Origin of the sequence: Pseudooceanicola aquaeponti, assembly GCF_050897975.1 — a bacterium.
In the GTDB taxonomy this organism is placed as follows: Bacteria; Pseudomonadota; Alphaproteobacteria; order Rhodobacterales; family Rhodobacteraceae; genus Pseudooceanicola.
Genome location: NZ_JBPAXY010000001.1, coordinates 486,767 through 509,361 on the forward strand (window position 1 = coordinate 486,767; position 22,595 = coordinate 509,361).

23 protein-coding genes are annotated in these 22,595 nt (G+C 69.7%); 9 read left to right on the forward strand and 14 right to left on the reverse strand.

All coding sequences use genetic code 11. The annotated features are described in order from the left end of the window. Positions 1–153: 153 nt before the first annotated feature. From ACRARE_RS02340 to ACRARE_RS02355, 4 genes are all read right to left on the reverse strand, one after another. Positions 154–1,131, reverse strand: coding sequence for a 3-hydroxybutyryl-CoA dehydrogenase (locus ACRARE_RS02340; RefSeq protein ID WP_432654799.1), 978 nt, complete (start codon positions 1,129–1,131; stop codon positions 154–156). Beyond that, a complete protein-coding gene (locus ACRARE_RS02345) occupies positions 1,128–2,234 on the reverse strand; it encodes an NAD/NADP-dependent octopine/nopaline dehydrogenase family protein (RefSeq protein ID WP_432654800.1) in 1,107 nt (368 codons plus the stop codon). The genes ACRARE_RS02340 and ACRARE_RS02345 overlap by 4 nt, the downstream gene beginning before the upstream one ends. A gap of 478 nt (positions 2,235–2,712) precedes the next feature. Next, positions 2,713–3,579: a helix-turn-helix transcriptional regulator gene (locus ACRARE_RS02350; RefSeq protein WP_432654801.1), complete on the reverse strand. Its 867-nt coding sequence runs from the start codon at positions 3,577–3,579 to the stop codon at positions 2,713–2,715. 127 nt (positions 3,580–3,706) lie between these two features. Continuing rightward, entirely contained in the window at positions 3,707–4,609 is a 903-nt protein-coding gene (locus tag ACRARE_RS02355; protein WP_432654802.1) for a LysR family transcriptional regulator, read from the reverse strand. A gap of 101 nt (positions 4,610–4,710) precedes the next feature. Here ACRARE_RS02355 and ACRARE_RS02360 point away from each other — a divergent pair, with 101 nt between their 5' ends. The 5 genes from ACRARE_RS02360 to ACRARE_RS02380 all read left to right on the forward strand — a co-directional run bounded on the left by ACRARE_RS02360 (position 4,711) and on the right by ACRARE_RS02380 (position 7,791). Beyond that, positions 4,711–5,259, forward strand: coding sequence for a carboxymuconolactone decarboxylase family protein (locus ACRARE_RS02360; protein WP_432654803.1), 549 nt, complete (start codon positions 4,711–4,713; stop codon positions 5,257–5,259). 102 nt (positions 5,260–5,361) lie between these two features. Then, positions 5,362–5,826 carry a nuclear transport factor 2 family protein gene (locus ACRARE_RS02365; protein ID WP_432654804.1) on the forward strand — a complete coding sequence of 155 codons (465 nt, stop codon included), beginning with the start codon at positions 5,362–5,364 and terminating at the stop codon, positions 5,824–5,826. 2 nt (positions 5,827–5,828) lie between these two features. Continuing rightward, entirely contained in the window at positions 5,829–6,479 is a 651-nt protein-coding gene (locus tag ACRARE_RS02370; protein ID WP_432654805.1) for a pyridoxamine 5'-phosphate oxidase family protein, read from the forward strand. A 149-nt stretch (positions 6,480–6,628) separates the two neighbouring features. Continuing rightward, the gene (locus ACRARE_RS02375; RefSeq protein ID WP_432654806.1) at positions 6,629–6,949 is read left to right on the forward strand and encodes a hypothetical protein; all 321 of its coding nucleotides are present in this window, start codon (positions 6,629–6,631) and stop codon (positions 6,947–6,949) included. Between the two features lie 341 nt (positions 6,950–7,290). Further along, the gene (locus ACRARE_RS02380; RefSeq protein WP_432654807.1) at positions 7,291–7,791 is read left to right on the forward strand and encodes a YHS domain-containing (seleno)protein; all 501 of its coding nucleotides are present in this window, start codon (positions 7,291–7,293) and stop codon (positions 7,789–7,791) included. A gap of 157 nt (positions 7,792–7,948) precedes the next feature. Here ACRARE_RS02380 and ACRARE_RS02385 read toward each other — a convergent pair whose 3' ends face one another. Continuing rightward, a complete protein-coding gene (locus tag ACRARE_RS02385; protein ID WP_432654808.1) occupies positions 7,949–8,977 on the reverse strand; it encodes an AraC family transcriptional regulator in 1,029 nt (342 codons plus the stop codon). A 440-nt stretch (positions 8,978–9,417) separates the two neighbouring features. Between ACRARE_RS02385 and ACRARE_RS02390 the strand changes: the two genes are divergently transcribed. Both ACRARE_RS02390 and ACRARE_RS02395 read left to right on the forward strand, forming a co-directional pair. Next, positions 9,418–9,744 (forward strand): hypothetical protein, encoded by a 327-nt coding sequence (locus ACRARE_RS02390; protein ID WP_432654809.1) that lies wholly within the window; start codon positions 9,418–9,420, stop codon positions 9,742–9,744. A 381-nt stretch (positions 9,745–10,125) separates the two neighbouring features. Continuing rightward, a complete protein-coding gene (locus ACRARE_RS02395) occupies positions 10,126–10,626 on the forward strand; it encodes a YHS domain-containing (seleno)protein (RefSeq protein WP_432654810.1) in 501 nt (166 codons plus the stop codon). A gap of 146 nt (positions 10,627–10,772) precedes the next feature. Here ACRARE_RS02395 and ACRARE_RS02400 read toward each other — a convergent pair whose 3' ends face one another. The 6 genes from ACRARE_RS02400 to ACRARE_RS02425 are packed head-to-tail and all read right to left on the reverse strand — an operon-like array spanning position 10,773 to position 16,704. Beyond that, on the reverse strand, positions 10,773–11,045 hold the full coding sequence (locus ACRARE_RS02400; RefSeq protein ID WP_432654811.1) for an amphi-Trp domain-containing protein: 273 nt from the start codon (positions 11,043–11,045) through the stop codon (positions 10,773–10,775). A 24-nt stretch (positions 11,046–11,069) separates the two neighbouring features. Continuing rightward, positions 11,070–12,377 (reverse strand): metallophosphoesterase, encoded by a 1,308-nt coding sequence (locus ACRARE_RS02405; protein WP_432654812.1) that lies wholly within the window; start codon positions 12,375–12,377, stop codon positions 11,070–11,072. Between the two features lie 30 nt (positions 12,378–12,407). Next, entirely contained in the window at positions 12,408–13,094 is a 687-nt protein-coding gene (locus ACRARE_RS02410) for a histidine phosphatase family protein (protein ID WP_432654813.1), read from the reverse strand. Further along, on the reverse strand, positions 13,087–14,199 hold the full coding sequence (locus ACRARE_RS02415; RefSeq protein ID WP_432654814.1) for an HprK-related kinase B: 1,113 nt from the start codon (positions 14,197–14,199) through the stop codon (positions 13,087–13,089). Before ACRARE_RS02415 ends, ACRARE_RS02410 begins: the two co-directional genes overlap by 8 nt. Next, positions 14,196–15,077 (reverse strand): GAK system ATP-grasp enzyme, encoded by an 882-nt coding sequence (locus ACRARE_RS02420; protein WP_432654815.1) that lies wholly within the window; start codon positions 15,075–15,077, stop codon positions 14,196–14,198. Before ACRARE_RS02420 ends, ACRARE_RS02415 begins: the two co-directional genes overlap by 4 nt. Continuing rightward, positions 15,070–16,704: an aminoglycoside phosphotransferase family protein gene (locus tag ACRARE_RS02425; protein WP_432654816.1), complete on the reverse strand. Its 1,635-nt coding sequence runs from the start codon at positions 16,702–16,704 to the stop codon at positions 15,070–15,072. Before ACRARE_RS02425 ends, ACRARE_RS02420 begins: the two co-directional genes overlap by 8 nt. 197 nt (positions 16,705–16,901) lie before the next feature. Between ACRARE_RS02425 and ACRARE_RS02430 the strand changes: the two genes are divergently transcribed. Further along, on the forward strand, positions 16,902–18,086 hold the full coding sequence (locus tag ACRARE_RS02430) for a GAK system CofD-like protein (protein ID WP_432654817.1): 1,185 nt from the start codon (positions 16,902–16,904) through the stop codon (positions 18,084–18,086). Positions 18,087–18,098: 12 nt separating this feature from the next. Here the strand turns inward: ACRARE_RS02430 and ACRARE_RS02435 are convergent, their stop codons facing one another. The 3 genes from ACRARE_RS02435 to ACRARE_RS02445 all read right to left on the reverse strand — a co-directional run bounded on the left by ACRARE_RS02435 (position 18,099) and on the right by ACRARE_RS02445 (position 21,445). Next, positions 18,099–18,605 (reverse strand): P-loop nucleotide/nucleoside kinase family protein, encoded by a 507-nt coding sequence (locus tag ACRARE_RS02435; protein WP_432654818.1) that lies wholly within the window; start codon positions 18,603–18,605, stop codon positions 18,099–18,101. A gap of 110 nt (positions 18,606–18,715) precedes the next feature. Next, a complete protein-coding gene (locus tag ACRARE_RS02440; protein WP_432654819.1) occupies positions 18,716–19,819 on the reverse strand; it encodes a CobW family GTP-binding protein in 1,104 nt (367 codons plus the stop codon). A gap of 165 nt (positions 19,820–19,984) precedes the next feature. Then, a complete protein-coding gene (locus ACRARE_RS02445; protein ID WP_432654820.1) occupies positions 19,985–21,445 on the reverse strand; it encodes an aldehyde dehydrogenase in 1,461 nt (486 codons plus the stop codon). A 469-nt stretch (positions 21,446–21,914) separates the two neighbouring features. On the opposite strand from ACRARE_RS02445, the gene ACRARE_RS02450 reads away from it, so the two are divergent. Continuing rightward, a complete protein-coding gene (locus ACRARE_RS02450; RefSeq protein ID WP_432654821.1) occupies positions 21,915–22,577 on the forward strand; it encodes an SCO family protein in 663 nt (220 codons plus the stop codon). The last annotated feature ends 18 nt before the right edge of the window (positions 22,578–22,595 follow it).

Below are 22,595 nucleotides of genomic sequence, written 5' to 3' on the forward strand. Positions count from 1 at the left end.
CGCCGGGGCGAGGCTTTGGGATAGGGAGATGATTTTGCCTCTGGGGGTGCGGAGTCAAACTCATTTTGCACAATCTATATTTCTTTCGAAAATCTAGCGACCTCCCGGGGCGCGCGGCCCAATTTCTCAGCCCGCGCGCAGGGTACTCAACCGTCAGGCGACGGGCGGGCGCATCAGCCCTTCGGCCTTCAGCCGCTCGGCCAGGGCGCGCAGCTTTGCCTCGCGGTAGGCGGCGACGTCCATGCCTTCGTAGTTGAGGAAGCCCTGACGGGTCTTCAGGCCGATATGGCCCGCATCCATGTTGTCGCGGATGACCTGCGGCGCCTCGTAGCGGGGATTGTCCAGCGCCTTCGACAGGTATTCGGAGGCGTAGTACAGGATGTCGCCCCCGCCCCAGTCGATGAATTCCAGCAGGCCCAGCACCGAGAAGCGGAAGGAAAAGCCGTAGCGGATGGCCTTTTCCAGATCCTCGGCGCTGGCCACGCCTTCCTCGACCATGCGGGCGGCCTCGTTCATCGCCACCTGCTGGATGCGCGGGATCATGTAGCCGGGCGCCGCGACGCAGGTGACGGGCACCTTGCCGGTGGCCTCCAGCAGGGCCGACAGCCGCGCGGTGACCTCGGGCAGGGTCGCCTTGCCGGGCGACAGTTCCACCAGCGGCACCAGGAAGGCCGGGTTCAGCCAATGGGCGTTGAGGAACTGTTCGGGCCGCGCCAGGGCCGGGGTCAGGTCGTCCACCAGGATGGTGGAGGTGGTGGAGGCCAGGATCGCCTCGGGCCGCATCAGCGCCTCGGCGCGGGCCAGGGCCTCGCGCTTCAGCTCCGGCACCTCGGGGAAGCCTTCGAAGACCACATCCGCCGCGCCCAGGGCCTCGGGCGCCCCGGCCTCCGGCACCACGGTCACCCGGGCGGCGATGGTGGCGACCTGGGCCTCGTCGAACATGCCGAAACGGGCCATCATGGTCAGGGTCTCGGTGATCTCGGCCCCGGCCTCGGTGGCCAGCCGGTCGAAATCCGCCGCCTCGCGCGGCTTGAAATCGACCAGCGAGACCGGATGACCGGCATAGGCGAAGACCAGGGCGATCCCCCGCCCCATCCGGCCCGCGCCAAGACAGGCGATGGTCTGGGTCATGCGCCGGCCCCTTCCGCGACCTTGCCCTCTGCCGCGGCCTTCAGCTCGTCCAGCGACAGGCCACCCAGGCCCACGGCGGACAGGGGCCGCCCGGTCTGCATGAAATCCTGGTGGTTGATCGCGCCACCCAGGGTCATCAGGGCGCGGGCCACGGGCACGTCGATCCCCGCCACCTCGGCCATCGAACAGATCAGCGACAGGCCCAGGCGGGTGTCTTCCATCATGTAGCGATGCGAATGCAGGTCGATCTTCTCGCGCCAGTCGCCGCTGTCGGTCAGGTTGGCGCGGGCCTCGCGGTCGTACATCCACATCTCGCTGTCATCGCGGTAGTAATCCGCCAGCGGGAAGTGCGGCGCGCCATAGCCGAAGGCCTCGCGCAGGGCGATGCGTTCAGCGTCCAGCTGGTCGGTGACCGTGCGCACGCAGGGCTGGGTGCCCTCGTTGTGGATGTCCCAGGCCTCGAAATGCTCCAAGGGTGCGGCGTTCATCATGATCAGCGGCGCGTGAATGATCGCACCCGCGTTCATCAGCGCCGCCGAGAGCACGTCCTCGCAGGGTTCGATCACGCCGGGGAAGGCGGTGTCGATGACCTTCAGCGCGCGTTCGGTGTCGGCGACCGGGTAGACGCCCGTGGGCAGGCGCACGGCGCGGGTGGAAATGACCACCTCAGAGAAGTCATGCTTACGCACCAGCCAGGGCAGCGTGCCGGTTTCAGCGAAGGCCACACCCTCCAGCGTGCCGGCGGCACGGGCGGCATCGGCCAGGATCATGGTGCCCAGGGTGCCCGGCGGCAGGTAGATCACCATGCCGGGTTCCAGATGCGGCGCGATGACCGGGCCCAGGTCGGCATGGGCGGGCGCCGGGATCGGGCAGACGATCAGCTCGGCGCCCTTCAGCGCCTCGGCCACATCGCTGGTGACCAGCGTCAGCTGGCCTACGTGGGTGCCGCTGCCGTCGCGCACCGTGATGGTGTTGCCGGTCTTGGCATGTTCGGTGATGTCGGCGGGGTTGCGCCGCCACAGGCGCACCTCGTGACCGGCCAGCGCGAAATCCCCTGCTGCGGCGAGCGAGCCGTTGCCGCCACCCAAAACTGCAATCTTCATCATGTCCTCACTGTCATAACGGGCCCGTCCGATCCGGCGGGCACCCAACTCTGTCCCCCTCAGAGATCCCGAAGGCCCGGCGTGGGTCAATCAGTTTTTTATAAAATTTGATTTTTGTATAAACTTTGCCTGTGCGATGATCATCTTCGCGGCAGGGCATGGGAACAGGACCGGCCCGGTACGGGACACGGGCGGCGGCCCAGGGGGCGCGTCGGGGACATCACAGAGGGGAAAGGGCGGGCCAGGGGCGGCGCGCGTCGGGCAGCGCGGACCCCAGCAGAGGGGGCGGGTGCACTGCCCGACCACACGAGGAGGGATTGCGGCCTGGCCCAGCAAACCGGGGACGTTGATGATCCGCGAACCGGCCGCACCCCGTGCCCCTTGGTTGTGCCGAGTGCCCCGCGCCCGGACTATCCCCCCGAAGAGGGGGGCGGCGAACCTCCGCTCAATCGCCTGGCCGGATCAGCCGGTCCGCTGATCAGCCGCGCGCACGTGGCGGGCGGCCCAGCCACAGCGCCATCAGCTCGGACCGGCTGGAGACACCGTATTTGCGGAAGATCCGTTTGACGTGATCATGGGTCGTATGCGGGCTTTGGCCGATATCATGGGCGATGTTGCTTTCGCTCAGCCCCTTCAGCAGACCGGCCAGCACCTTGTGCTCTTTGGGCGTCAGGCTGGACGAGGCGATGCCGATCCCGTCGCTGATCATCTGCTGGCGATAGAACCAGGACAGGCCACGCAGGGCGAAATTGACCAGACGCGCCTCGGCCCGGGTGAAGGCGGGCTGATCGAACCCCCGGTGCAGACCCAGGAACAGCTCGGCCTCGGCATTCACCGGGATCGCCGCCCAGATCGAATCCAGCCGGTCGATGGCGACGTAGAACTCGCGATAGGCCCGTTCCTGGAACCAGCCGTCGGGGGCCAGGTCCTGCAACATCAGCACCCGGTAGCTGCCCGCCAGTTCCGCATTGCGGGTGGTGGTCACATCCGGGCGACCGATGTCCATCTGATCGAAGGCAGCCCCTATGCGCTGTTCGATCTCCTTGTCGGGGTGCAGCACCGACAGGCTGCGCGGGCGCCAGCCGAACAGCGGATCGTCGGGCGGCCCGTCGGGCATCCGCACACAGCCGATCCAGTCGGCGTTCTTCGCCCCCACCAGGGCGCAAAGCCGGGTCAGCAGGTGCTGTTTCGACGCCGCCGCCTCTCCGGCGCCGAAGGCCGCCAGCTCATCCCAGAGCCGGAAGACATCCGCGACCTGGTCCGGGTCCAGCGTCGCCAGGATCTCCGAGGGGGCCTCGACCGGAAGCGGGGGATGAAGGCGGTCACTGCCGAGTTCTGCGTTCACCTGTCTACTATCCCGCCGTTTAATTTCTGAATGTCTGGAAATACTGAATTTTCCTCCCAAAGCAAGACACGCAGATGTGAGGCAGCCCCCCGGGGGCCTAATCCGGGCGCCCGTGCCCGTCAGAGGGTCACCAGGTGTCGGCCATGCTGGCGCGCAGGCGGGGGGCGGCAAAATCGACGAAGGCGCGCAGCTTTTGCGGCACCACCCCGCCGCGATAGAGCAGATGCACCGGCCAGCGCGGCGGCTCGAAATCCTCTAGCAGGATGCGCAGCCGCCCGGCGCGGACCAGGGGCGCCACCTGATAGGACAGCACCCGGGTCACCCCCAGCCCGGCCTCGGCAGCCAGGATCGCGGTATCGGCGGCGTTCAGTGACAGGCGCGAGCGCACCCGCACATGGTGTTCCGTCTCGCCATCGCTGAAGGACCAGCGGTCGGACCGCATGATGGTCTCGAAGGACAGGCAGTCGTGCCCGGCCAGATCCTCGGGCGTTTCGGGCACGCCGCGTTCGGCCAGATAGTCGGGACTGGCCACCACGACCTTGCGCACCTCGCCCAGACGGCGGGCCCGCAGGGCGCTGTCGGTCAGGTTGCCGATACGCACCGCCGCGTCGATATGCTCTTCGCCGATGTTGATCGGTCGGTCGGTCTGTTCCAGGCGCACATCCACCGCCGGGTGTTCGCGCAGGAACTCTGTCACCACGTTCAGCACATGGATGCGACCAAAGCAGATCGGCGCGGTGACGTTCAAAAGGCCCTTGGGTTCGCGGAACTCGCCCGCCACCAGCCGTTCCGCCTCTGTCACCTGTTCCAGGATGCTGCGGCAGGCGGCCAGATAGGCCTCGCCCGGTTCCGTCAGGCTGAGGCCGCGGGGCGAACGCTGCACGATCTGCGTCCCCAGCTCTTCCTCCAGTTCGGCCACCCGGCGGCTGACCGTGGCCAGCGGGATCCCCTGGCGACGGGCGGCGGCCGAGAGGCTGCCCGCGTCCACGGCGGCGACAAGAAGGGTCATGGCGGCGAGACGATCAGACATGCTTCCACTTTCCGAGAGGCTACTTCCCGACAATGCCGCCTACTGCCGAAATCCGGAACCCGTATATCCCTCTCACAACATCACAGTTGAAGGATCAGACGATGTCCCGCCTTTCCATCCCCGCCACGATCGACGCCGCCCCCGAAGCTTCTCGCCCGCTGCTGGAAGGGGTCAAGAAGCAGCTCGGCAGCGCGCCGAACCTGTTCCGCCTGGCCGCGCAAAGCCCCTCGGCCCTGGAAGGCTACCTGGGCCTTTACGCCGCCGTCGGCAAGAACAGCCTCAGCCTGGCCACCCGCGAACGCATCGCCCTGGCCATCGCCCAGTTCAACGGCTGCGGCTACTGCCTGTCGGCCCACAGCTATATCGGTGCCAACCTGGCCAAGCTGTCGCCCGAAGAGATCGCCGAGAACCGCAAGGGCCGCTCGTCTGAGGCCAAGGCCGATGCCGCCGTGGCCTTCGCCCTGAAGGTGGCCGAGACCCGCGGCCATGTGTCCGGTGCCGATCTGAGCGCGGTGCGGGACGCGGGCTATACCGAGGCAGAGGTCATCGAGATCGTGCTGAACGTCGCCTTCAGCGTCTGGACCAACTACCTCAACGAGGTGGCCCAGACCGAGATCGACTTCCCCCTGGCCGAAGGCGTCACCGCCTGATGCCGCCGGGGTGGCGGCGCGCCTCCAGCCGCCGCCCCGCTTTCCTCCCGTCCCGCCGTTCCCCGAAGACCGCCCCCAAGCCCGCCGCAGAAAGCCCACACCATGCCCCGTCCGCCCCTGCCCCCTTTCACCGCCGAAACCGCCGCCCAGAAGGTGCGCCTGGCCGAGGACGCCTGGAACACCCGTGACCCGCAGTCGGTGTCGCTGGCCTATACGCCCGACAGCCGCTGGCGGAACCGCGACACCTTCCTGACCGGCCAGGCCGAGATCGTCGCCTTCCTGACCGAGAAATGGCGCCGTGAGACCGCCTATCGCCTGGTCAAGGAACTGTGGGCCTTCACCGAGAACCGCATCGCCGTGCGCTTTGCCTATGAATGGCGCGACGCGGCGGGACAGTGGTATCGCTCGCACGGCAACGAGAACTGGATGTTCGACGACACCGGCCTGATGGCCGAGCGCCACGCCTCGATCAACGACCAGAAGATCGCCTCGAACGACCGGCTGTTCTACTGGCCCCAGGGGCGGCGCCCCGACGATCACCCCTCGCTCAGCGACATGGGGCTGTGACCGTGACCCGACAGATCCCCAGCACCATGCCCGGGAACACCATGGACGTGGCCTTCACCCCCGCCGTGCGCGCGATCCAGCGCGCCCGGGGCTCGCGCGAGGGCTATCAGCGGATGGAAGACCGCCGCCCCTGGGCCCGCCGGATGACCCCGGATGTGGCCGATTTCGTCGCCCGCCAGACCTCGGTCTTTCTGGGCACCGCCAATGCCGCCGGTCAGCCCTATATCCAGCACCGGGGCGGCCCGGCGGGGTTCCTCAAGGCGCTTGACGACCAGCAGCTGGCCTTCGCCGAGCTGGAGGGGAACCGCCAGTACATCACCCATGGCAACCTGTCCGAGAACCCGCGCGCCGTGCTCTTCCTGATCGACTACGAAGAGCTGCGCCGGGTGAAGATCTGGGGCCGCGCCCGGGTGGTCGAGGGCGACGCCGCCCTGCTGGCCCGGCTGGCCACCCCGGGCCAGCGCGCCGGGGCCCAGCGGGCGATCGTCTTTGACATCGAGGCCTGGGACCTGAACTGCCCACAACATATCCCGCGCCGCTTCGGCATGGGCCGCATCGCCACCCTGCTGGCCGAGCGCGACGCGCGCATCGCCGCGCTGGAGGCCGAGCTGGCCGCCGCCCGCCGGGGCCAGGACCCCGACCTGGGCCGCTAGGCCCGGGCCACCCCCAAGACCTGCGACCGAAGACCCAAGACCGAAGGACCCGAACGCGGGGTCGCCCCCCGCCTGCCCCGGCCGGACCCCGTCCGCCCGCATTCAGAAGACCTGTGCCAATCGCCTGCCCGCCCGAAAGGAGACCTGCCATGTCCGCGCCGATGCACCCGACCCAAAGCCTGCCCGAAACCCTTATCGTGCTGCCCCCGCTGGGCACCCCCGATCCCTTCGCGCCCGCCCGGCGGGCAGCAAGGGACACAGGCCACCGCCGTCCCGCCCCCTGGGCGCTGCGCCTGGCGCTTTGCCTGATCCCGGCCTGCCTTGGCGCCGGGCTGACCCTGGCGGCAGGCGCCCTGCCCCCGGGCCAGGGCGGCCCGGCGGGCACCACCAGCGCCTGCGGCCTGGCCATCGGCGCCAAGGACGAGGGGCAAAGCGAATTGACGGTGACCGGCCCCCTCATCCTGGGCTGAGCACCGCCAGGCTGACCGGCCGCCATCCGCTCCCCGGTGGTCCGTCAGCCCCCCTGTCCGGCCCCGCACCCGTTGCTGTCTCACGGGCGCCGGGGCCGGACAGATCCGACCGAATACGTCCCGGCTGATCCCCCAAGCGGCCCGGGCGTCCCGACCCGCGGTGTGGCCTGCACCAGGGTCCTCCAGAGCCCCGGGGGGCGCACCTGCCTGTCCAGCGTGCCCCGGGGACCCCTCTTTCTCTCCAGGGCGCAAGCCCCGGGGGAATCCGTGCCGGACCGGCAGGTCCGCGAACCGCCAGCAATGGCACCCGCGCCAGAAATGGCCAAAGTGAAGGAAAGACCATGACCCTGAAATCCACCCTGACCCCGCTGCTGAGCGCCGCCGTCACCCTGGCCGCCCTGGCCGCCACCCCGGCCTTTGCCGCCGACGAATACAACGTGATCAACGGCCTGGGCACCGAGGGGAACCCGATCGGGATGCACGCCATGGACCCGGTCGCCCTGACCACCCTGGGCGCCGTCACCGCCGGCGATCCGGGCCATGCGGTCACCCATGACGGTGTCAGCTACTACTTCGCATCGGCGATCTCGGCCGAGAAGTTCAAGGCCGACCCCGAAGCCTTCCTGCCCCAATACGGCGGCTTCTGCGCCTTCGCCATCGGCTTGGGCCTGAAGCTGGACGGCGACCCGCGCTACGCCGACATCCGCGACGGCAAGCTGTACCTCTTCGTCAGCGAAGGGGCGATGCGCAAGTATCTGGAAGATCCCGAAGGCATCCTGGCCAAGTCCGATGCCCTGTGGGGCGACATCCAGCACACCGCGATTGCTGACCTGGGTCAGTAAGCCGCCTCCCGCCCCGGCCTCCCCCCGAGGCCGGGACGGGGCAGCGCCAGAGCGTGGCGGGGTCCCCCCTGCACGGTCTGGCTTTCGGTCGGGAGGGGCCGAAAGGGCCGCGCCGCATTGCCGGGCGCGGCCCCTGCCAGTCTGGCGGGGCGGAAGATCAGGCCCCGGCGCCGCTGCGATAGGCGCCCGGCGTCTGTCCCGACCAGCGCTTGAAGGCCCGGGTGAAGGCGCTTTGTTCGGAAAAGCCGGTCAGGAAGGCGATCTCGGACAGGGAATAGCGCGTACCCGAGACCAGCTGATGCGCCAGCTGGCGGCGCGCCTCGTCGACCTGCGACTGGAAGGTGCAGCCCCTCTCGGACAGGCGCCGTTGCAGCGTGCGCGCGCCCATGCCCAGCGATTGCGCCACGTCGCCCAGTTGCGGCACGCCGCCGCTCAGCAGCTTGGCGATCTCCTCGACCACCAGCACCTCCAGCGGCACCTCCGCCTCGGGATCCGCCGCCACCTCGGGCAGGACGCTTTCCAGATGGTCGGTGAAGAAGGCCCAGATCGCCGGGTCGCCCTTCAGGGTCGGGCGGTCGATATCCTCCAGCGCGAATTGCATCCCGTCGATCTCGGCGCCGAAGACCGGCTCGATGCCGAAATGCGCGGTCAGCGCGTCGATGGAACCGGGCCGCTCATGGGCGAACTGCACCCGCACCGGGCAGATCTCGGCATAGGCCGTCTCGCGGCACAGCGACAGGGTGGTGCCCATGGCCGCCTCGTTCGACAGCATCCCGCCCAGGCCTTCCTTGCGCGGCTTCTCATGGGTCCAGCAGAACACCCCCTCGTCGGTGCGGTCGACGGTATCGAAGGAAGAGACCTGATTGTGCAGCCGGGTATAGCGCCCCATGCGGGTGAAGGCCTGGCGCAGGGTCGGCGCCGATTTGAAGGCCAGCCCGAAGGCGCCCAGCTCTTCGCAGCGCATCGAGGCGCAGACCCGCATGTGAAAGGTCGGGTTCGGCCATTCACTGTCGGCAATGGCCTCGATCAGGGCGTAATAGCGCTCGGCGGGCAGCATGGCGGCCGGGTCCTGCACGGCCTCCGGGGTCATCCCGGCGATGTCGTAAAGACGCGCCCGGTCCGCCACATGCACCGCATGTTCGATCTGCTTGCGCACGTAGAGCGCCGATATCATCGCGCTGGCCACCCGGTCCCCCCACAGCCGTGACGCGTGCCCCGTCCCGGGGGTCCGGTCCGCGGCCCTTGCGGCCACGCCGGACGCCGGATCCCGCCCCCCGCCGGACCCGCTCACGCGTTCGTGAGTGTTTTGACCCGCATTGGCGCATCGGGTCAAGGGTTTGACATGCCCGGTCAAGACCGGGGGCGCCCCGGCACGTAAGGTCAGGACATTCGAAGGGCAGATGGCGCAAGAAACCCGCTGAGCACTGCGACCGCGCCGCCCCTCGATGCCCCCGTCGCCCACCAGGGCGCTGCCTTCGATCCGGGCCCCCGGGCCCGGATCGCCCGCCCACCGATGCAAGACCCGCGGGGAGGTCCCCGCTGCCCGGTCAGAGCCCTCTGACCGCCCCGATGCCCCCATGCCTGGCGCCCGCCCCGCCGCCCAGGTGCCCAGATAGGAGACCCCCCATGTCCGCCCCCGCGCCCCTGCCCGCGAACCTCATCGTGCTGCCCCCGCTGGGCACCCCCGACCCGATGGCCCGCCCCGGCGCGGCCCACGCCCGGCGCCGCAACCGGGCCCTGACCTGGGGTCTGCGGCTGGCGCTGTGCCTGTGCCTGGCCAGCCTGGGCGCCGGGCTGACCCTGGCGGCGGGGGCCATGCCCCCGGCCCTGAGCCAGGCCCCCACCGAGGTCAGCGCCTGCGGCCTCGATATCGGCCCCGACGACGGTGTCGACGAAATGATGCGCCTCGATGGCGCCGACATGACGGTGACCAGCTCCCTCATCCTGGGCTGAGCACCGCCGCGCTGACCGGCCGCCATCCGCTCCCCCGGTGGCCCGTCAGCCCCCTGTCCGGTCCCGGGCGCCCGTTGCTGTCTCATGGGCGCCGGGGCCGGACAGACCCAATCGCCTACGCCCCGGCTGGTCCCCCAAGCGGCCCGGGCGTCCCAGACCCGCGGCGCGGCCTCTGCCGCGGGTCCTCCAGAGCCCCGGGGTGCGCGCCTGCCTGTCCTGCGCGCCCCGGGGACCCCTCTTTCTCTCCGGGCCCTGCGGCCTGGGGGAACCTGTGCCGGACCGACCGGTCCGCGACCTCATGTCGGACCCAAAGGCCCGCAAACCCAAGCCGGACCCAAGGGTCCGCAAACCGCCAGAAATGGCCAAAGTGAAGGAAAGACCATGACCCTGAAATCCACCCTGACCCCGCTGCTGAGCGCCGCCGTCACCCTGGCCGCCCTGGCCGCCACCCCGGCCTTCGCCGCCGACGAATACAACGTCATCAACGGCCTGGGCACCGAGGGGAACCCCATCGGGATGCACGCCATGGACCCTGTCGCCCTGACCACCCTGGGTGCCGTGACCGCCGGCGACCCGGGCCATGCGGTCACCCATGACGGCGTCAGCTACTACTTCGCCTCGGCGATCTCGGCCGAGAAGTTCAAGGCCGACCCCGAAGCCTTCCTGCCGCAATACGGCGGCTTCTGCGCCTTCGCCATTGGCCTGGGCCTGAAGCTGGACGGCGACCCGCGTTACGCCGACATCCGCGACGGCAAGCTGTACCTCTTCGTCAGCCCCGGCGCGATGGCCAAGTACCTGGAAGACCCCGAGACCATCCTGGCGAAATCCGACGACGTCTGGGGTGACATCCTGCACACCCCGATCGCCGAGCTGGGTCAGTAACCCGTCTCCCGCCCCGCTTCGGCCAGCCCCCGGGGTCGACCCGGGGCGGGACATCGCCGGGCCGCAGGTCTTCCCGAGCCTGCGGCCCGGCCCCATGCCGCCTTGTCCGGCGCCGCCCCATCCCGGGGTCGGCGCCCGAGGCGCGGTCAGCTTTCGATCCGGGGTTTGCCCTTGCGCGCCTCGGGCGCCGAGGGGTCCGACCAGCTGACCCGCAGGGTCACCTCGCAGCGGCCCTCGTCGCGTTCGGCCTTCAGGCGCAGGGTCATCAGCTGCGCGGTTTTCAGCACCAGCTCGTCATCCTCGTCGCCCAGGATAAGCTCACCCTTGGCAAAGCCCTTGGACAGGGCGGTCAGCAGGGTCTTGATGGTCTTCGCGTCCTGCAAGGACTCATGCGAGAACCGGGCATTTCCATTGGCCATGCGACCTCTCCTGCCTCTGCGGCGTCAGCTCATCCGGTCGGGGGCGAAATGTTTCGCCCGCGGGTAGTCCCGGCTTAGTCCGATCACATCTCCACTGGGGAAAATCAAGGTGGCCCCGGCGCCGATCCCCTCCAGCCCCTCCAGCGCGCGCGAGGCTCGGTCCAGGGTCACGTCCCCTTCGAGGTGCAAAAGGCCCCGCTTGGCCAGCAGGCGCTGGCCCGCGTGGTTGTTGACATGGCCCTGCACCACCATGTGGATCCCCGCGCGGTACAGGGCATCGACCCCCGCCGCCGTCAGCTGGCAATCCGAGGCGCGGTACTTGGTGCGCACCAGATTGGCCAGCGGCCCGAAGTAGAAGCCCAGCGAGGCGCGTTCGGCCTCGGCGCGGTAGCGCGCGTTGACCGCCGCCGGGCCCTCGCTGGCCAGGGTGGCGCACATGGCATCACACAGCCCCGCATGGACGAAGAGCAGCGAGCCGCTTTGCGCCACGACCTCCATCCGGTCGTAGAACCAGGCATAGGGGCCGCCGGGTTCAAAGAAGACCGCATGGCACTTCAGCGCCGCCGCCAGGATCTGGCGCCAGGACATGCCGGTGGCCTGGCATTGACGCTCGAAGGCCTCCAGCTTTTCCAAGAGCTTGCGGATTTCCTTGTCGATCACCTGCGGGCGCAGCTCGGCCCGGGCGGCGGTGGCAAAGCGCGCGGCCCAGTCGGGGCCGGGCAGCAGGCGGGCGCGGGCCGTGGCCTCGTCGCCCGGCAGGGCCGCCAGATCGGCGGGGGTGACGAAACGGTCGAGCACCTCGCGCAGGGCGGGCAGGATCTTGCGCCCCATGCGGGCGAAAAGGTGTTCGTTCAGGGCGTTGCGCGGGCCGCGCAGGGCGGCGATGGCCATGCGCATCCGCAGGTCGTGATTGCCCGCCAGGATCTCGACCTCGGCGCCTGCGTCGCATAGCGCCGCGATGGCATCCAGCAGCTCCAGGTTGCTGGGCCCCTTGTCGAAACTGTCGCCCCCCAGCACGATCCGCGCGCCCGCGCCAAAGGCGGTCAGGCGGATCTGCCCGCCCGCGCGGCGGATCACCCCGGCGCCGATCAGCGAGCGCAGGAACCCCTCGGCGTCGGCATGGGGGTCAGAGACGAAGATCACCGGCCGTTCGGGCCAGCGCCAGCCGCCGTGCTGGCGCACCCGATCCAGGCAGTGGGCGATCTGCGGATGCGCCCCCGCCCCGGGCCAGGGTTCCACCTGGCGCGGCAGGTCGTCCAGGCAGGCGTCGGGGTCGTAGACCGGGGGCAGCAGGGCGGGATCCGGGTGAAAGCCCTGTCTGGGATGGTCCATCGGCTGATCCCCCTTGCGTTGCGGCCAGGGTCAGTCCTTCGGGTCGTCCTTGGGTTCCCTGATCTTCCAGGCGCCTGCGATGTGCGACCAGCTATCACGCGGATGATGACAGATCAGTGACGGCCGGGCCTGGTACATCGACAGGCGGGGGATCTCTGCCGGGTCCAGCAGGCCCAGATGGGCGCAGGCATGGCGGAAGGAGGCGCCGTGGCCCACATGGATCACCAGCTGGCCGGGCCGCGCGGTCTGGCGCAAATGGCGGGCAACCCGCGCGCCAGCCTCGGTCAGGCTTTCGGCCCCTTCCAGCGGCAGGCGATAGGTGCTGTCGGATTTCCACCCCGGCGGCGGCGGCGCATGGCGCGGGTCACCGGCCAGGGCGGCCTCGATCTCATCCAGGGTCAGGTTGGCGGCGCTGCCCAGGCCGCGCTCGGCCAGATCCGGGGTCTCGGTCACCGTCTCGACCCCATGGCCCAGCTCTTGCAGCCGCGCCAGAAGGCCCTGCGCCGTCTGCCAGGCGCGCAGCTGGTGCGAGCTGTAGATCACCGGCGCCGGGCGCAGGCCCTGCGCGGCGATCATCGCCGACAGCAGGTCGGCCCCCGCCCGCGCCTGGGCCTGGCCCGCCTCGGTCAGCGGCCAGGGTTGACGGGCCGAGGGCACGCCCGGGCGCTGCGCATAGGCGCCGTGGCGCAGGAAGGCGACAAAGGCGCGCTCAGCCATCAAACAGCGCCTTCCCCGCCGCCGCAAGGGCGTCGAAATCGACCCGGCCAGAGACCTCGCAGACCCGCACATCGGCCAGGGCCGTCAGATAGGGGGCCGGGTCCAGCTTGGCCCCGTTGGGCTCGAAGCTGCCATCGGGGCGCTGGTAGAAGGGGCCGGGGCTTTTGACGATGGCGCCCAGAAGATCGGGGCGGGCTGCCAGGGCGACCTCGGCCACCCGGGTGGGGGCGGCGGCGTCGCGGGCCCAGTTCAGCACCCAGAAATCGGTCAGCGGCGCGGCATATTGCACCCGGCCCGGCCCGTAGACCTCGGCGATCATCAGGTCGTGCTTGTCCTCCAGCGCCCAAAGCGCCTCGGGCGGCAGGGCCCGCAGCTCGGCCTGGCGCGCCGGGCTCAGCATCGGGGTCAGGCGCGGATTGCCAAGGATCGTGCCCGGGTTGATGCGCGGCTGCTTGGGGATGCCCAGGGCCTGCGGCGGGGTGCCCGGCGCCCCCGGTGCGACCAACACCCGGTCGTTGCTGAGAAAGCGCAGCCCGTCCAGGTCCATCAGCCGCAGCACCGAGGTCGACTTGCCGCCCCCCGACAGGCCCGAAATCGCCAGGGTCCGCGCCCCGTCGGTCACCGCCGCCGCATGGGCCAGAAGGGCGCCCGCGCGCAGCCGGTCGTTCAGGATCTGGGTATTGATGAAGTTGATGACGGTGCTGTCGTGCGCCTCCAGCGGGCCCCAGGCCAGAGCCAGCCCCGGCGCCTGAAGAAAGCTGACACCGCTGCGCACCTTGCGGATCAGCCGCGCCCCTTGCAGGTCGCAGACCGCATCCTTGCGCCCCGCCTTGCCCGGCTCGCGCTGCCAGTCCTGCCAGTCGGGCGCGGGCGTCAGGGTTTGATCGGGCAGCAGGTGCACCGCCGCGGCAGGCCCCTCGGGCGCCTCGCACAGGGCCTCGGCGAAATAGGCCATCAGCCGGGCGCGCAGGGGGCCGGGGCAATGGACGGCCAGGGTCACCGGCCCCACCGACAGGTAAAACGGCACCGCCGCCCGGGCCGGGGTCAGGTCAAGCCGGGCCAGCACATCCTCGGCACGGCGATAGGGGGGCAAGGGTTCGGTCATGGGCGCAGCTCCGTCAGGACATGGTCGGCCACCAGGGCGGCGGCGTCGATGCCGCAGCCCTTCAGCGCACCAGAATAGCCGCCGAAGGCCGACACCTCGAAGACGATCGGCCCCTGGGGCGTCAGGGCGATATCGACGGTGGTGAAGGTCAGGCCGAACGGCGCCTGGGCGCGGCGGCCCAGCTCGATCAGCTCGGCCGAGGGCGTGTAGGGGGCATATTTGCCGCCCGAATGAATGGTGGTGTTCCAGCTTCCCGTTTGGCTGACCCGGGCATAGGTGCAGACATAGGCGCCGCCCAGAAAGACCATGCCCAGATCGGCGCCCGACAGCTCGGCCTTTTGCTGGATGTACATCACCGGGTTGGCGGCGCGGAAGGCGGCGATCTGCGCCTCGGCATCCGGCGCCCCGGCCTCCAACAGCAGCATCCCCCGCGCCTTGGTCGAGAAAAGCGGCTTGAACACCGCCGCGCCGTAACGATCCAGCGCGGCGCGGGCCGCGCCTGGGTCTTCGGTGACGGTGGTGGGCGGCATGGGGATATCCGCCGTGGCCAGGGTCATGGTGCAGGCCAGCCGGTCCATCAGGCGGATCACCCGTTCGGCGGGGCTGAAGACGCGCACGCCCTGCGCCTCGGCCAGGCGCAGCATCTCCAGCCGGTCCAGGGCATGGGGGCTGTAATCCTCGGCGACCTTCTTCAGCACCAGGGCGTCGAAACCGCACAGATCCTGCCCCTCGTGCAGCAGCCGCCCGGCGCCCAGGTCCATCTCGACCCGGCCCATGTCGATCACATGGCGCTGGCCGGTGCGCGCGGCGAAGGCCTCGGCCAGGGCCTCGGTCGACCATTTGCCGGGGGTGCCGATGATGCCGATCTTGTCAGTCACTGAACAGGGTTCCTTTTGGCAGGCGGAACCGCGCCTCGCGCCCCTCGGGCACGGCCAGCGCGGTTTCCAGCAGGTAGCGAGCCCGCAGCAGCATCCGCCGCGCGTGCTTGTCGTCGACCACGAAGCGGGTCGAGCTGGCGAAGGACCGCGCCAGCCCAAGGGCCAGGCGGTAGTCGAAGGTGGGATCGGACTGGCGGCGGGCGAATTTCGCCGCCATCTCGTGCATGTCGGTGGCCACCCGGGCGATGCGCGCCCGCATCCCCGCCTCCAGCACCTGAAGGCGATAGTTCGACACCATGAAGACCGAGACGTCCTGCACGTAATCCATGTAGCGCGAGCGGTGCAGGTCGATGAAACGGATCTTGCGGCCCACGGGGTCGTAGATCACGTTGTCGAGGTTGAAATCCCCGTGGATATAGACCGAGAAGGGCGCGGGCAGCCGCGCCTCGCGCGCCGCCGCCGCCGCCACCAGCCGGTCGAAGGCGGGCAGTTTCAGACCGTTGATCGACTGGTCCCCCCTTGCGGGACGCGGGTGCAGGCGGCGCACGTCCGGCATCCGCCGGGCCAGCTGCTCCATCGCGCGCATAGCGGCGGGCTCTTCGGTGCGGGTCTGGCGCCAGATGTCGCGCACCGTCTTGTGCAGCGCCTTCTGCGCCTCGGCCAGGGCCGCGTCGCTGCCGCCCAGCACGATATCCTCGAAGGTCTCGCCCTCTAGGTGCTCGATCAGCAGGGCGGCGGATTTGCCGCTTTTCTCGTAGGACAGGATCTCGGGCGCCAGGCCGGGATAGACCGAGTTCCAGCTTTTCACCCCCACCCGCTCTTCCTTGACCTTGCGCCGGTCGCCGTCCTTGAACACCGCCGCCACCGTCTGACCGCCCGCGCCGCGCAGGCTGACCGAGGAAATCGCGCTGCCCGAACGGGTCTCGGCCAGGGGTTGCAGGGTGATTTCCTCGTCCTCGCGGGCCACCCCGTCCAGCACGCTGCGCAGGGTGAAATAGCGTTCGAACCGCACCGTCTGGCCGATGTTGATCGACAAGATCGCCTCGGAGATCGCCTGAAGCGCCTCGCCCATGCGGGTCACCTCGTTCAGCATCAGCAGGCCGTAGGCCAGATCCTCGGGGTGCTGGCTGTCGCGCATGTCGCGGGTGTAGGTGCGGAACAGCCGGTCGCGGAAGGCCTCGATCTCGGCCCGCGACTGGCCGATCTCGACCGCCAGCTTGCTGTCGCGGGCCTCTAGCGCGGCGGCGATACCGGCCACGGTGCGCCGCACCAGATCCACGGGCGCCACATAGCTGTCGGCGCGCAAAAGCTTGGCCCGCGTCGCCTGTTCGCCCTGTTCCACCGCCCGGCGGCCCAGGCGCGAGATCAGGTCGAGGTTGCGCGCGATGGTGTCGATGCCCTGAAGGCGCAGCTGGCGCCGGTCGCCCGCCTTGGCGCGCATCATCCCCGCCAGACAGCCCTTGCGCACCCGCGAGGACAGGTTGTGGGCATAGCCCGCCCGCTGCACCAGTTGCAGCGCGGTCTCGCGCCGGGGCGCCTCGAAATAGCGGGCCAGGCGGGCCAATTGCCCGTCCAGCTCTGCCAGCAGGAAGGACATGTTCTCGGCGATGGGATCAGGGCGTGGCATGGCGGGGCCTTTCCGAGGGCGACATCCGCCCCACAGCCGGGGGCCCGGGCGGCCCCTTGCGGATGACAGCACGACTTGTCGGGCGTATGACAGCATCCATGTCCATGCGGCCATATGCGCCGAACCCCGGCGGGGATGCAAAGCCGGAATGGGCGCCAGGGCCCCAATTGCCGCCAAAGACAGGAGCGCGCGCCGAAATGCCGCCAATCACCGTCACCCGAGAGCTGCATCTGCCCGACGAGTTGCGCGTCGCCCGGGCCGAGAACAGCCCGCATCTGGGCCCGCGCATCCTGTTCTTCAGCGGCGGCAGCGCGTTGAACGGCATCTCGCGCCAGTTGAAGCGCTATACCTTCAACTCGATGCATCTGATCACCCCCTTCGACAGCGGCGGCAGTTCGCAAGAGCTGCGCCGAGCCTTCGACATGCCCGCCGTGGGCGACCTGCGCTCGCGGTTGATGGCGCTGGCGGATGAGACGGTGCTGGGCCAGCCCGATATCTACGCGCTGTTTTCCTACCGCCTGGACCGGCAGGGCGATCAGGCCGCCCTGCGTGCCGAGCTGGAACGGATGCGCGCCGGGCGTCATCCGCTGATGACGGCCGTGGCGCGGCCCATGCGGCAGCTGATCCAGGGCCACCTGGGACAGTTCCTGGAGGCCGCCCCGCCCGGCTTCGACTATCGCAATGCCAGCATCGGCAACCTGATCCTGGCGGGCGGTTACCTGGCCAATGACCGGGCGCTGGAGCCGGTGCTGTTCCTGATGTCGAAGATGGTCGATGCGCGCGGCACCCTGCGCGCGGTGGTCGACGACACGCTGCACCTGGGCGCCGAGCTGGCGGACGGGCGCCGCGTCATCGGGCAGCGCGAGATCAGCGGCAAGGAGGTTGCCCCCCTGCCCGCCCCGATCCGCCGCTGTTTCCTGGCCCAGGACGGCGCCGAACTGCCCCCGGGCCAGGTGAAACTGCCCAAGCGCAACCGCCGCCTGATCGAAGAGGCCGACGTGATCTGCTATCCCCCCGGCAGCCTCTATTCCAGCGTCATTGCCAACCTCCTGCCCCGGGGCGTGGGCCGTGCCATTGCCCGGCGCCGGGGCCCCAAGATCTACCTGCCCTCGCTGGGCCAGGACCCCGAGGCCCAGGGCCATGACCTGGCCGATCAGGTGGCCGCCCTGCTGGCGCCCATGCAGGCCGACGCAGGCACCGCCGCCGCCGCGCCCAGCGATCTGATCAGCCATGTGATCTGCGACAGCGGCACCGATGCGGCGGCCTGCGCCGCCGTCACCACGCGCCATGGCATCCCCTGCCACCGCCTGCCCCTGGCCGGACCCGAGCCGGGCAAATACGACGCGGGCGAGGTGGCGCGGCTGCTGATTTCTCTGGCCTGAGCGGGCGCCCCCCTAGCCCGCCGTGCCGTGGCGCCGGATGGTGAAGCCCTCGTCGGGGCCGGGCGGGGCGAAATGGGCGGCGAAACGGTGGAACTGCGCCTCGGTCGCGGCGAAGGGGTGATCGGCGTCGGCATTGCGCGCCCGCAGCCGCGCCAGGCAGACCGCGTCGGGGGGCGTCAGCAGGTGCAGCTCATGCGCCACGCCGGTACGGGCGATCAGATCGCGCATCCAGCCGCGTTGCTCGACCGTGTTGGCCGGGAAATCCAGCACCACCGACAGGCCCGCGCCCAACAGGGCCTCGACATGGGGCGCCATGACGCTGCGCAGCCGAGCGGCATAGTGCAGGTAGTCGGCGCCCGTGGTCATCTCGGGGCCAAACAGCGCGGCCAGCCAATCATCCTCGGCCAGGCGCAGGTGGCCCGGGCGGCGGGCCAGCCGGGCGGCCAGGGTGGACTTGCCCGAGGCGATCTTGCCGCACAGCAGATGCAGCATGGGCGGCGCGGCGGGGGATGAGGGCATCGGCGGGGCTCCTGCGGGTCGGACGGACCCGAGATCAACAGGCCCCGGCCCGCCGCGTCAATGGCAAAGCCCCGCAGGCGCGCGCGGAACGGCTGCGCGCCCGTCGGCGTTCAGCCCTCGCCCGCCGCCTCGGCCTCGGCCCGGTTGCGGGCGGCGGCGATGGTGCCCGCGCGCAGCATGTCGAGGCTGCGTTGCAGCTCGGGGTTGGTGATGTCGCGGGCGATGACCACGATGCGTGAGCGGCGATCGTCGCTGGGCCAGTCGCGATGCGGCACCGGGGAATCGAAGACCTGCTGCACCCCGTGAAAGACGAAGGCCGCATCGACCCCTTCCAGAAAGACGATGCCCTTCACCCGCAGGATGTCCGGGCCCTTCAGCTCGATCAGGGTCTCAAGCCACAGATCGAAGACCTTGTCGGGGATTGGATCGTCCAGCACGATGGAGGCAGAGCCGATGCGGCTGTCATGGGGCGAGAACTCGGGCGTGGCGCGCGTGGCCTTGCCCCCGAGGCCCGAGAGATTGGCCAGCGGGTCGGCGCCCGCTGCGGCGGCGGGCGCGCTGGCCCACAGCACCGCCTCGGCCGGTTTGGCGTCCTGGCGCAGACCGCTCAGCCCCCAGATCTGCTGGGTCACGCCCTGGCCCCGTTCGGCCCGCATCAGGCGGGCATTGGGGTTGATGCCGCGCAGGCGCGCCTCGAAGGCGGTGACATCGGCCTCGGCGGCCAGGTCGGTCTTGCTGAGCACGATCAGGTCGGCCATGGCCGCCTGCGACACCGCCTCGAACTGGGCATCCAGCGTGGCGGGGCCGTTGACCGCATCGGCCACGGTCACCACCCCGTCCATCCGGGTCACCCGCGACAGGAAGGGCTCGACCACCAGGGTTTGCAGGATCGGGCCGGGGTCGGCCAGGCCGGTGGTCTCGATCACGATCCGTTCGAACTCCAGCTCCTTGGCGTCGCGGCGGTCGATCAGATCGGCCATGGTGGTGGCCAGATCCCCGCGCACCGAGCAGCACAGGCAGCCCGATTGCATCAGCACGATCTCGTCGCTGGAGGACTGAATCAGGTCGTGGTCCAGACCGGCCTCGCCGAACTCGTTCACGATGACCGCGATCCGCGCCGAGGCGGGATCGTTCAGCACCGCGTTCAGCAGGGTGGTCTTGCCCGCCCCCAGAAATCCGGTGAGCAGGGTAACGGGAATGCGGCGGTCGAGCATCGGGACGGGTCCAGTTCTTGCGGTCGTGGTCTTGCCAGCGGCAGAGGTCCGGCGACCCCCGCGCAGCTGCCGCCACTATGCCCGCCCCGGCGGTCAGAGACCATGGCCAAAGCCGGGCGTCCCCCCGGGCCAGACGTCAAGGCGCCCGGCCCGGGGATCTGGCGATCAGGCAAAGTGGATCGTCTTGCCTTCCAGGTAGTTGTCCAGCCCCTCGATCCCACCTTCGCGGCCATAACCGGACTGTTTCACGCCACCAAAGGGCATGGTCGGGTCGATGATATTGCCGTTGATCGTCAGACCGCCCGATTTCACCTGCCGCGCCATGCGGTAGGCACGTTCGCTGTCGGCCGAGAAGATGGCGCCGTTCAGCCCGTAATCGGTGGCATTGGCCTTGGCCACGGCATCGGCGTCATCCTTGTAGGTGATGATCGAGACCACGGGGCCAAAGATCTCTTCGCGGGCGATGGTCATCTCGGGCGTCACATCGGTAAAGACCGTGGGTTCGAAGAAGAACCCTTTCTCCAGCCCCTCGGGGGTGCCGCCGCCCGTGGCGATCTTGGCACCCTCGGCCAGACCGGCCTTGATATAGCCCTCGACCCGTTCCTTCTGGCGCCCCATGGCCAGCGGGCCCATCTGGGTGGCCGGATCGGCGGGATCGCCCACCTTGATCCCCTTCACCGCCCCGACGAAGAGGTCGGTAAACTCCTGCGCGCGGCTTTCGGGCACCAGGATCCGGGTCAGAGAGAAGCAGACCTGCCCGGTGATCGGCATGGTGTACATCATCAGCGAGGGCAGCGCGGCCTCGAAATCGGCATCGTCCAGCAGGATGGCCGCCGACTTGCCCCCCAGTTCCAGCGAGACGCGCGCCAGACGTTCGGCGCAGACGCCCGCGATATGCTTGCCCGCCGCCGTAGAGCCGGTGAAGGCCACCTTGTCCACATCCTTGTGGCGCACCAGATAGTCGCCCACCTCGCGCGCGGCGGGCACCAGGTTGAAGACGCCAGCGGGCAGGCCCGCCGCCTCGATGCATTCGGCCAGGATATAGGCCTCAAGCGGGGTTTCGGGCGACGGTTTGGCCACGAAGGTGCAGCCCGCCGCCAGACCGGCCGCGATCTTGTAGGTCAGCAGCACCATCGGCGCGTTCCAGGGGGTGATCGCGGCGCAGACGCCCACGGGTTCCTTGGCCACCACCACGCGGCCGCCATTGGCGCGCTCGCGCTCGTCAGTGAAGCTGTAGGAATTGCTGTCGATCAGATCGGCGTAGTAACGGAACAGGGTCACGTTCTGCGGCGCCAGGATCTTGGTCAGGGTGATCGGCGCGCCCATCTGGCCGGTCCAGCTGCTGGCGATCTCGTCCAGACGGGCCTCGATATTGTCGGCCACCTTGCGCATGTAGTCGGCGCGTTCCTTGGGGCTGAGACGCGGCCAGGGACCGGTGTCAAAGGCGGCGCGGGCCGCTGCGATGGCGTCGTCCACATCGGCGGTCGAGGCCTCGGGATAGGTCATCACGGTCTCTTCGGTGACCGGCGACACCACCTCCAGCGTCTTGTCGCCCTTGGGGTCAACCCATTTGCCACCAATGAAAAACTGCGTCGGCGCCCGCAGGCCGGGGGTCTGCATGTTCATGGTCTCACTCCTCCATCAACCATTTCGCGGCGGATCTTCTCGCACATCGCACGCGAGTTCCAGAGGGAAAGGGTCAGGAAGGCAGACGGGCCGGTCCTTGCCGCCGTGCGGCCTGCGTCAAACTACGCCATGTTCCGCCCCGCCGCCCGGTGGCACATAGCGCCTATGATGACTCTGACGTCCATGATTTGCGCCGCCCGTCCCATGATTTGCGTCCCCCGCACCGTGGTTTGCGTCCCCGCTCGCGGCCCCTGCCGCGCCGCCAGCCGGGGCTAGTCCCCCCGCCCCCGATCTGTCGGGGCGCAAGGCCTCTCCCCGCCTTGGTCCCGGCCCCTTCGCCCCCCGTGCCCCGGCCCTGCCCGGGCACCTGACCGGAGATCGCCATGATCCCTCTTCTCCCCATGTTCCGCCCTGCCGCCCCGTCCCCCTGCCCGGCCCTGACCGCGCCCCTGCGGATGCGAGGCGCGCGATGAAACTGACCGGACAGCGTATCGCCCTTGCCCTGACGGCCCTGGCCGTGGTCACCGTCTTCGCGCTGGTGCTGCTGGCGCCCCGGATCCAGGCGAACAAGATCGCCCTGCTGGGACGCGGCGACTACGTTCTGCAAAGGACCGATGGCGGCACCTTCACCGAAGAGACGCTGCAACAGGGGCCCTCGGCGGTCTTCTTCGGCTTCACCCATTGCCCTGATGTCTGCCCCACCACCATGGGCGAGATCGCCCTGTGGAAGGACGAGGTGCCAGGCGCGGCGGATCTGCCGGTCTATTTCGTCTCGGTCGATCCGCAGCGCGACACGCTGGACCTGCTGGGCGATTACACCGGCTGGGTGCCCGGCGTGACCGGGGTGACCGGATCCCTGGGCGAGGCGGCCAAGGCGGTGAAATCCTTCGACATCTACGCCCGGCGCATGGATTTGATCGGCGGCGGCTACACCATGGCCCATACGGCCTATGTCATGCTGTTCGACGCCGACGGGCTGTTCGTCGAGACGATCCCCTATCAGGCCCCGCCCGAGGTGGCCGCCGAGAAGCTGGCCAACCTGCTGGCGGGCAACCCGGCGGGACGCGGGGCGCAGATGCCCGACGATCTGCTGGGGGTGATCTGCTACACGGTGCAGGGCAAGCTGATCTGACCGGTGGGGCGGGCGGAG

Bases quoted from the DNA above. Each gene is read 5' to 3' on its own strand.
- ACRARE_RS02340 (WP_432654799.1), bottom strand. From the start codon at position 1,131: ATGACCCAGACCATCGCCTGTCTTGGCGCGGGCCGGATGGGGCGGGGG.
- ACRARE_RS02345 (WP_432654800.1), bottom strand. From the start codon at position 2,234: ATGAAGATTGCAGTTTTGGGTGGCGGCAACGGCTCGCTCGCCGCAGCA.
- ACRARE_RS02355 (WP_432654802.1), bottom strand. From the start codon at position 4,609: ATGTCTGATCGTCTCGCCGCCATGACCCTTCTTGTCGCCGCCGTGGAC.
- ACRARE_RS02360 (WP_432654803.1), top strand. From the start codon at position 4,711: ATGTCCCGCCTTTCCATCCCCGCCACGATCGACGCCGCCCCCGAAGCT.
- ACRARE_RS02365 (WP_432654804.1), top strand. From the start codon at position 5,362: ATGCCCCGTCCGCCCCTGCCCCCTTTCACCGCCGAAACCGCCGCCCAG.
- ACRARE_RS02375 (WP_432654806.1), top strand. From the start codon at position 6,629: ATGTCCGCGCCGATGCACCCGACCCAAAGCCTGCCCGAAACCCTTATC.
- ACRARE_RS02380 (WP_432654807.1), top strand. From the start codon at position 7,291: ATGACCCTGAAATCCACCCTGACCCCGCTGCTGAGCGCCGCCGTCACC.
- ACRARE_RS02390 (WP_432654809.1), top strand. From the start codon at position 9,418: ATGTCCGCCCCCGCGCCCCTGCCCGCGAACCTCATCGTGCTGCCCCCG.
- ACRARE_RS02395 (WP_432654810.1), top strand. From the start codon at position 10,126: ATGACCCTGAAATCCACCCTGACCCCGCTGCTGAGCGCCGCCGTCACC.
- ACRARE_RS02400 (WP_432654811.1), bottom strand. From the start codon at position 11,045: ATGGCCAATGGAAATGCCCGGTTCTCGCATGAGTCCTTGCAGGACGCG.
- ACRARE_RS02405 (WP_432654812.1), bottom strand. From the start codon at position 12,377: ATGGACCATCCCAGACAGGGCTTTCACCCGGATCCCGCCCTGCTGCCC.
- ACRARE_RS02410 (WP_432654813.1), bottom strand. From the start codon at position 13,094: ATGGCTGAGCGCGCCTTTGTCGCCTTCCTGCGCCACGGCGCCTATGCG.
- ACRARE_RS02415 (WP_432654814.1), bottom strand. From the start codon at position 14,199: ATGACCGAACCCTTGCCCCCCTATCGCCGTGCCGAGGATGTGCTGGCC.
- ACRARE_RS02425 (WP_432654816.1), bottom strand. From the start codon at position 16,704: ATGCCACGCCCTGATCCCATCGCCGAGAACATGTCCTTCCTGCTGGCA.
- ACRARE_RS02430 (WP_432654817.1), top strand. From the start codon at position 16,902: ATGCCGCCAATCACCGTCACCCGAGAGCTGCATCTGCCCGACGAGTTG.
- ACRARE_RS02435 (WP_432654818.1), bottom strand. From the start codon at position 18,605: ATGCCCTCATCCCCCGCCGCGCCGCCCATGCTGCATCTGCTGTGCGGC.
- ACRARE_RS02440 (WP_432654819.1), bottom strand. From the start codon at position 19,819: ATGCTCGACCGCCGCATTCCCGTTACCCTGCTCACCGGATTTCTGGGG.
- ACRARE_RS02445 (WP_432654820.1), bottom strand. From the start codon at position 21,445: ATGAACATGCAGACCCCCGGCCTGCGGGCGCCGACGCAGTTTTTCATT.
- ACRARE_RS02450 (WP_432654821.1), top strand. From the start codon at position 21,915: ATGAAACTGACCGGACAGCGTATCGCCCTTGCCCTGACGGCCCTGGCC.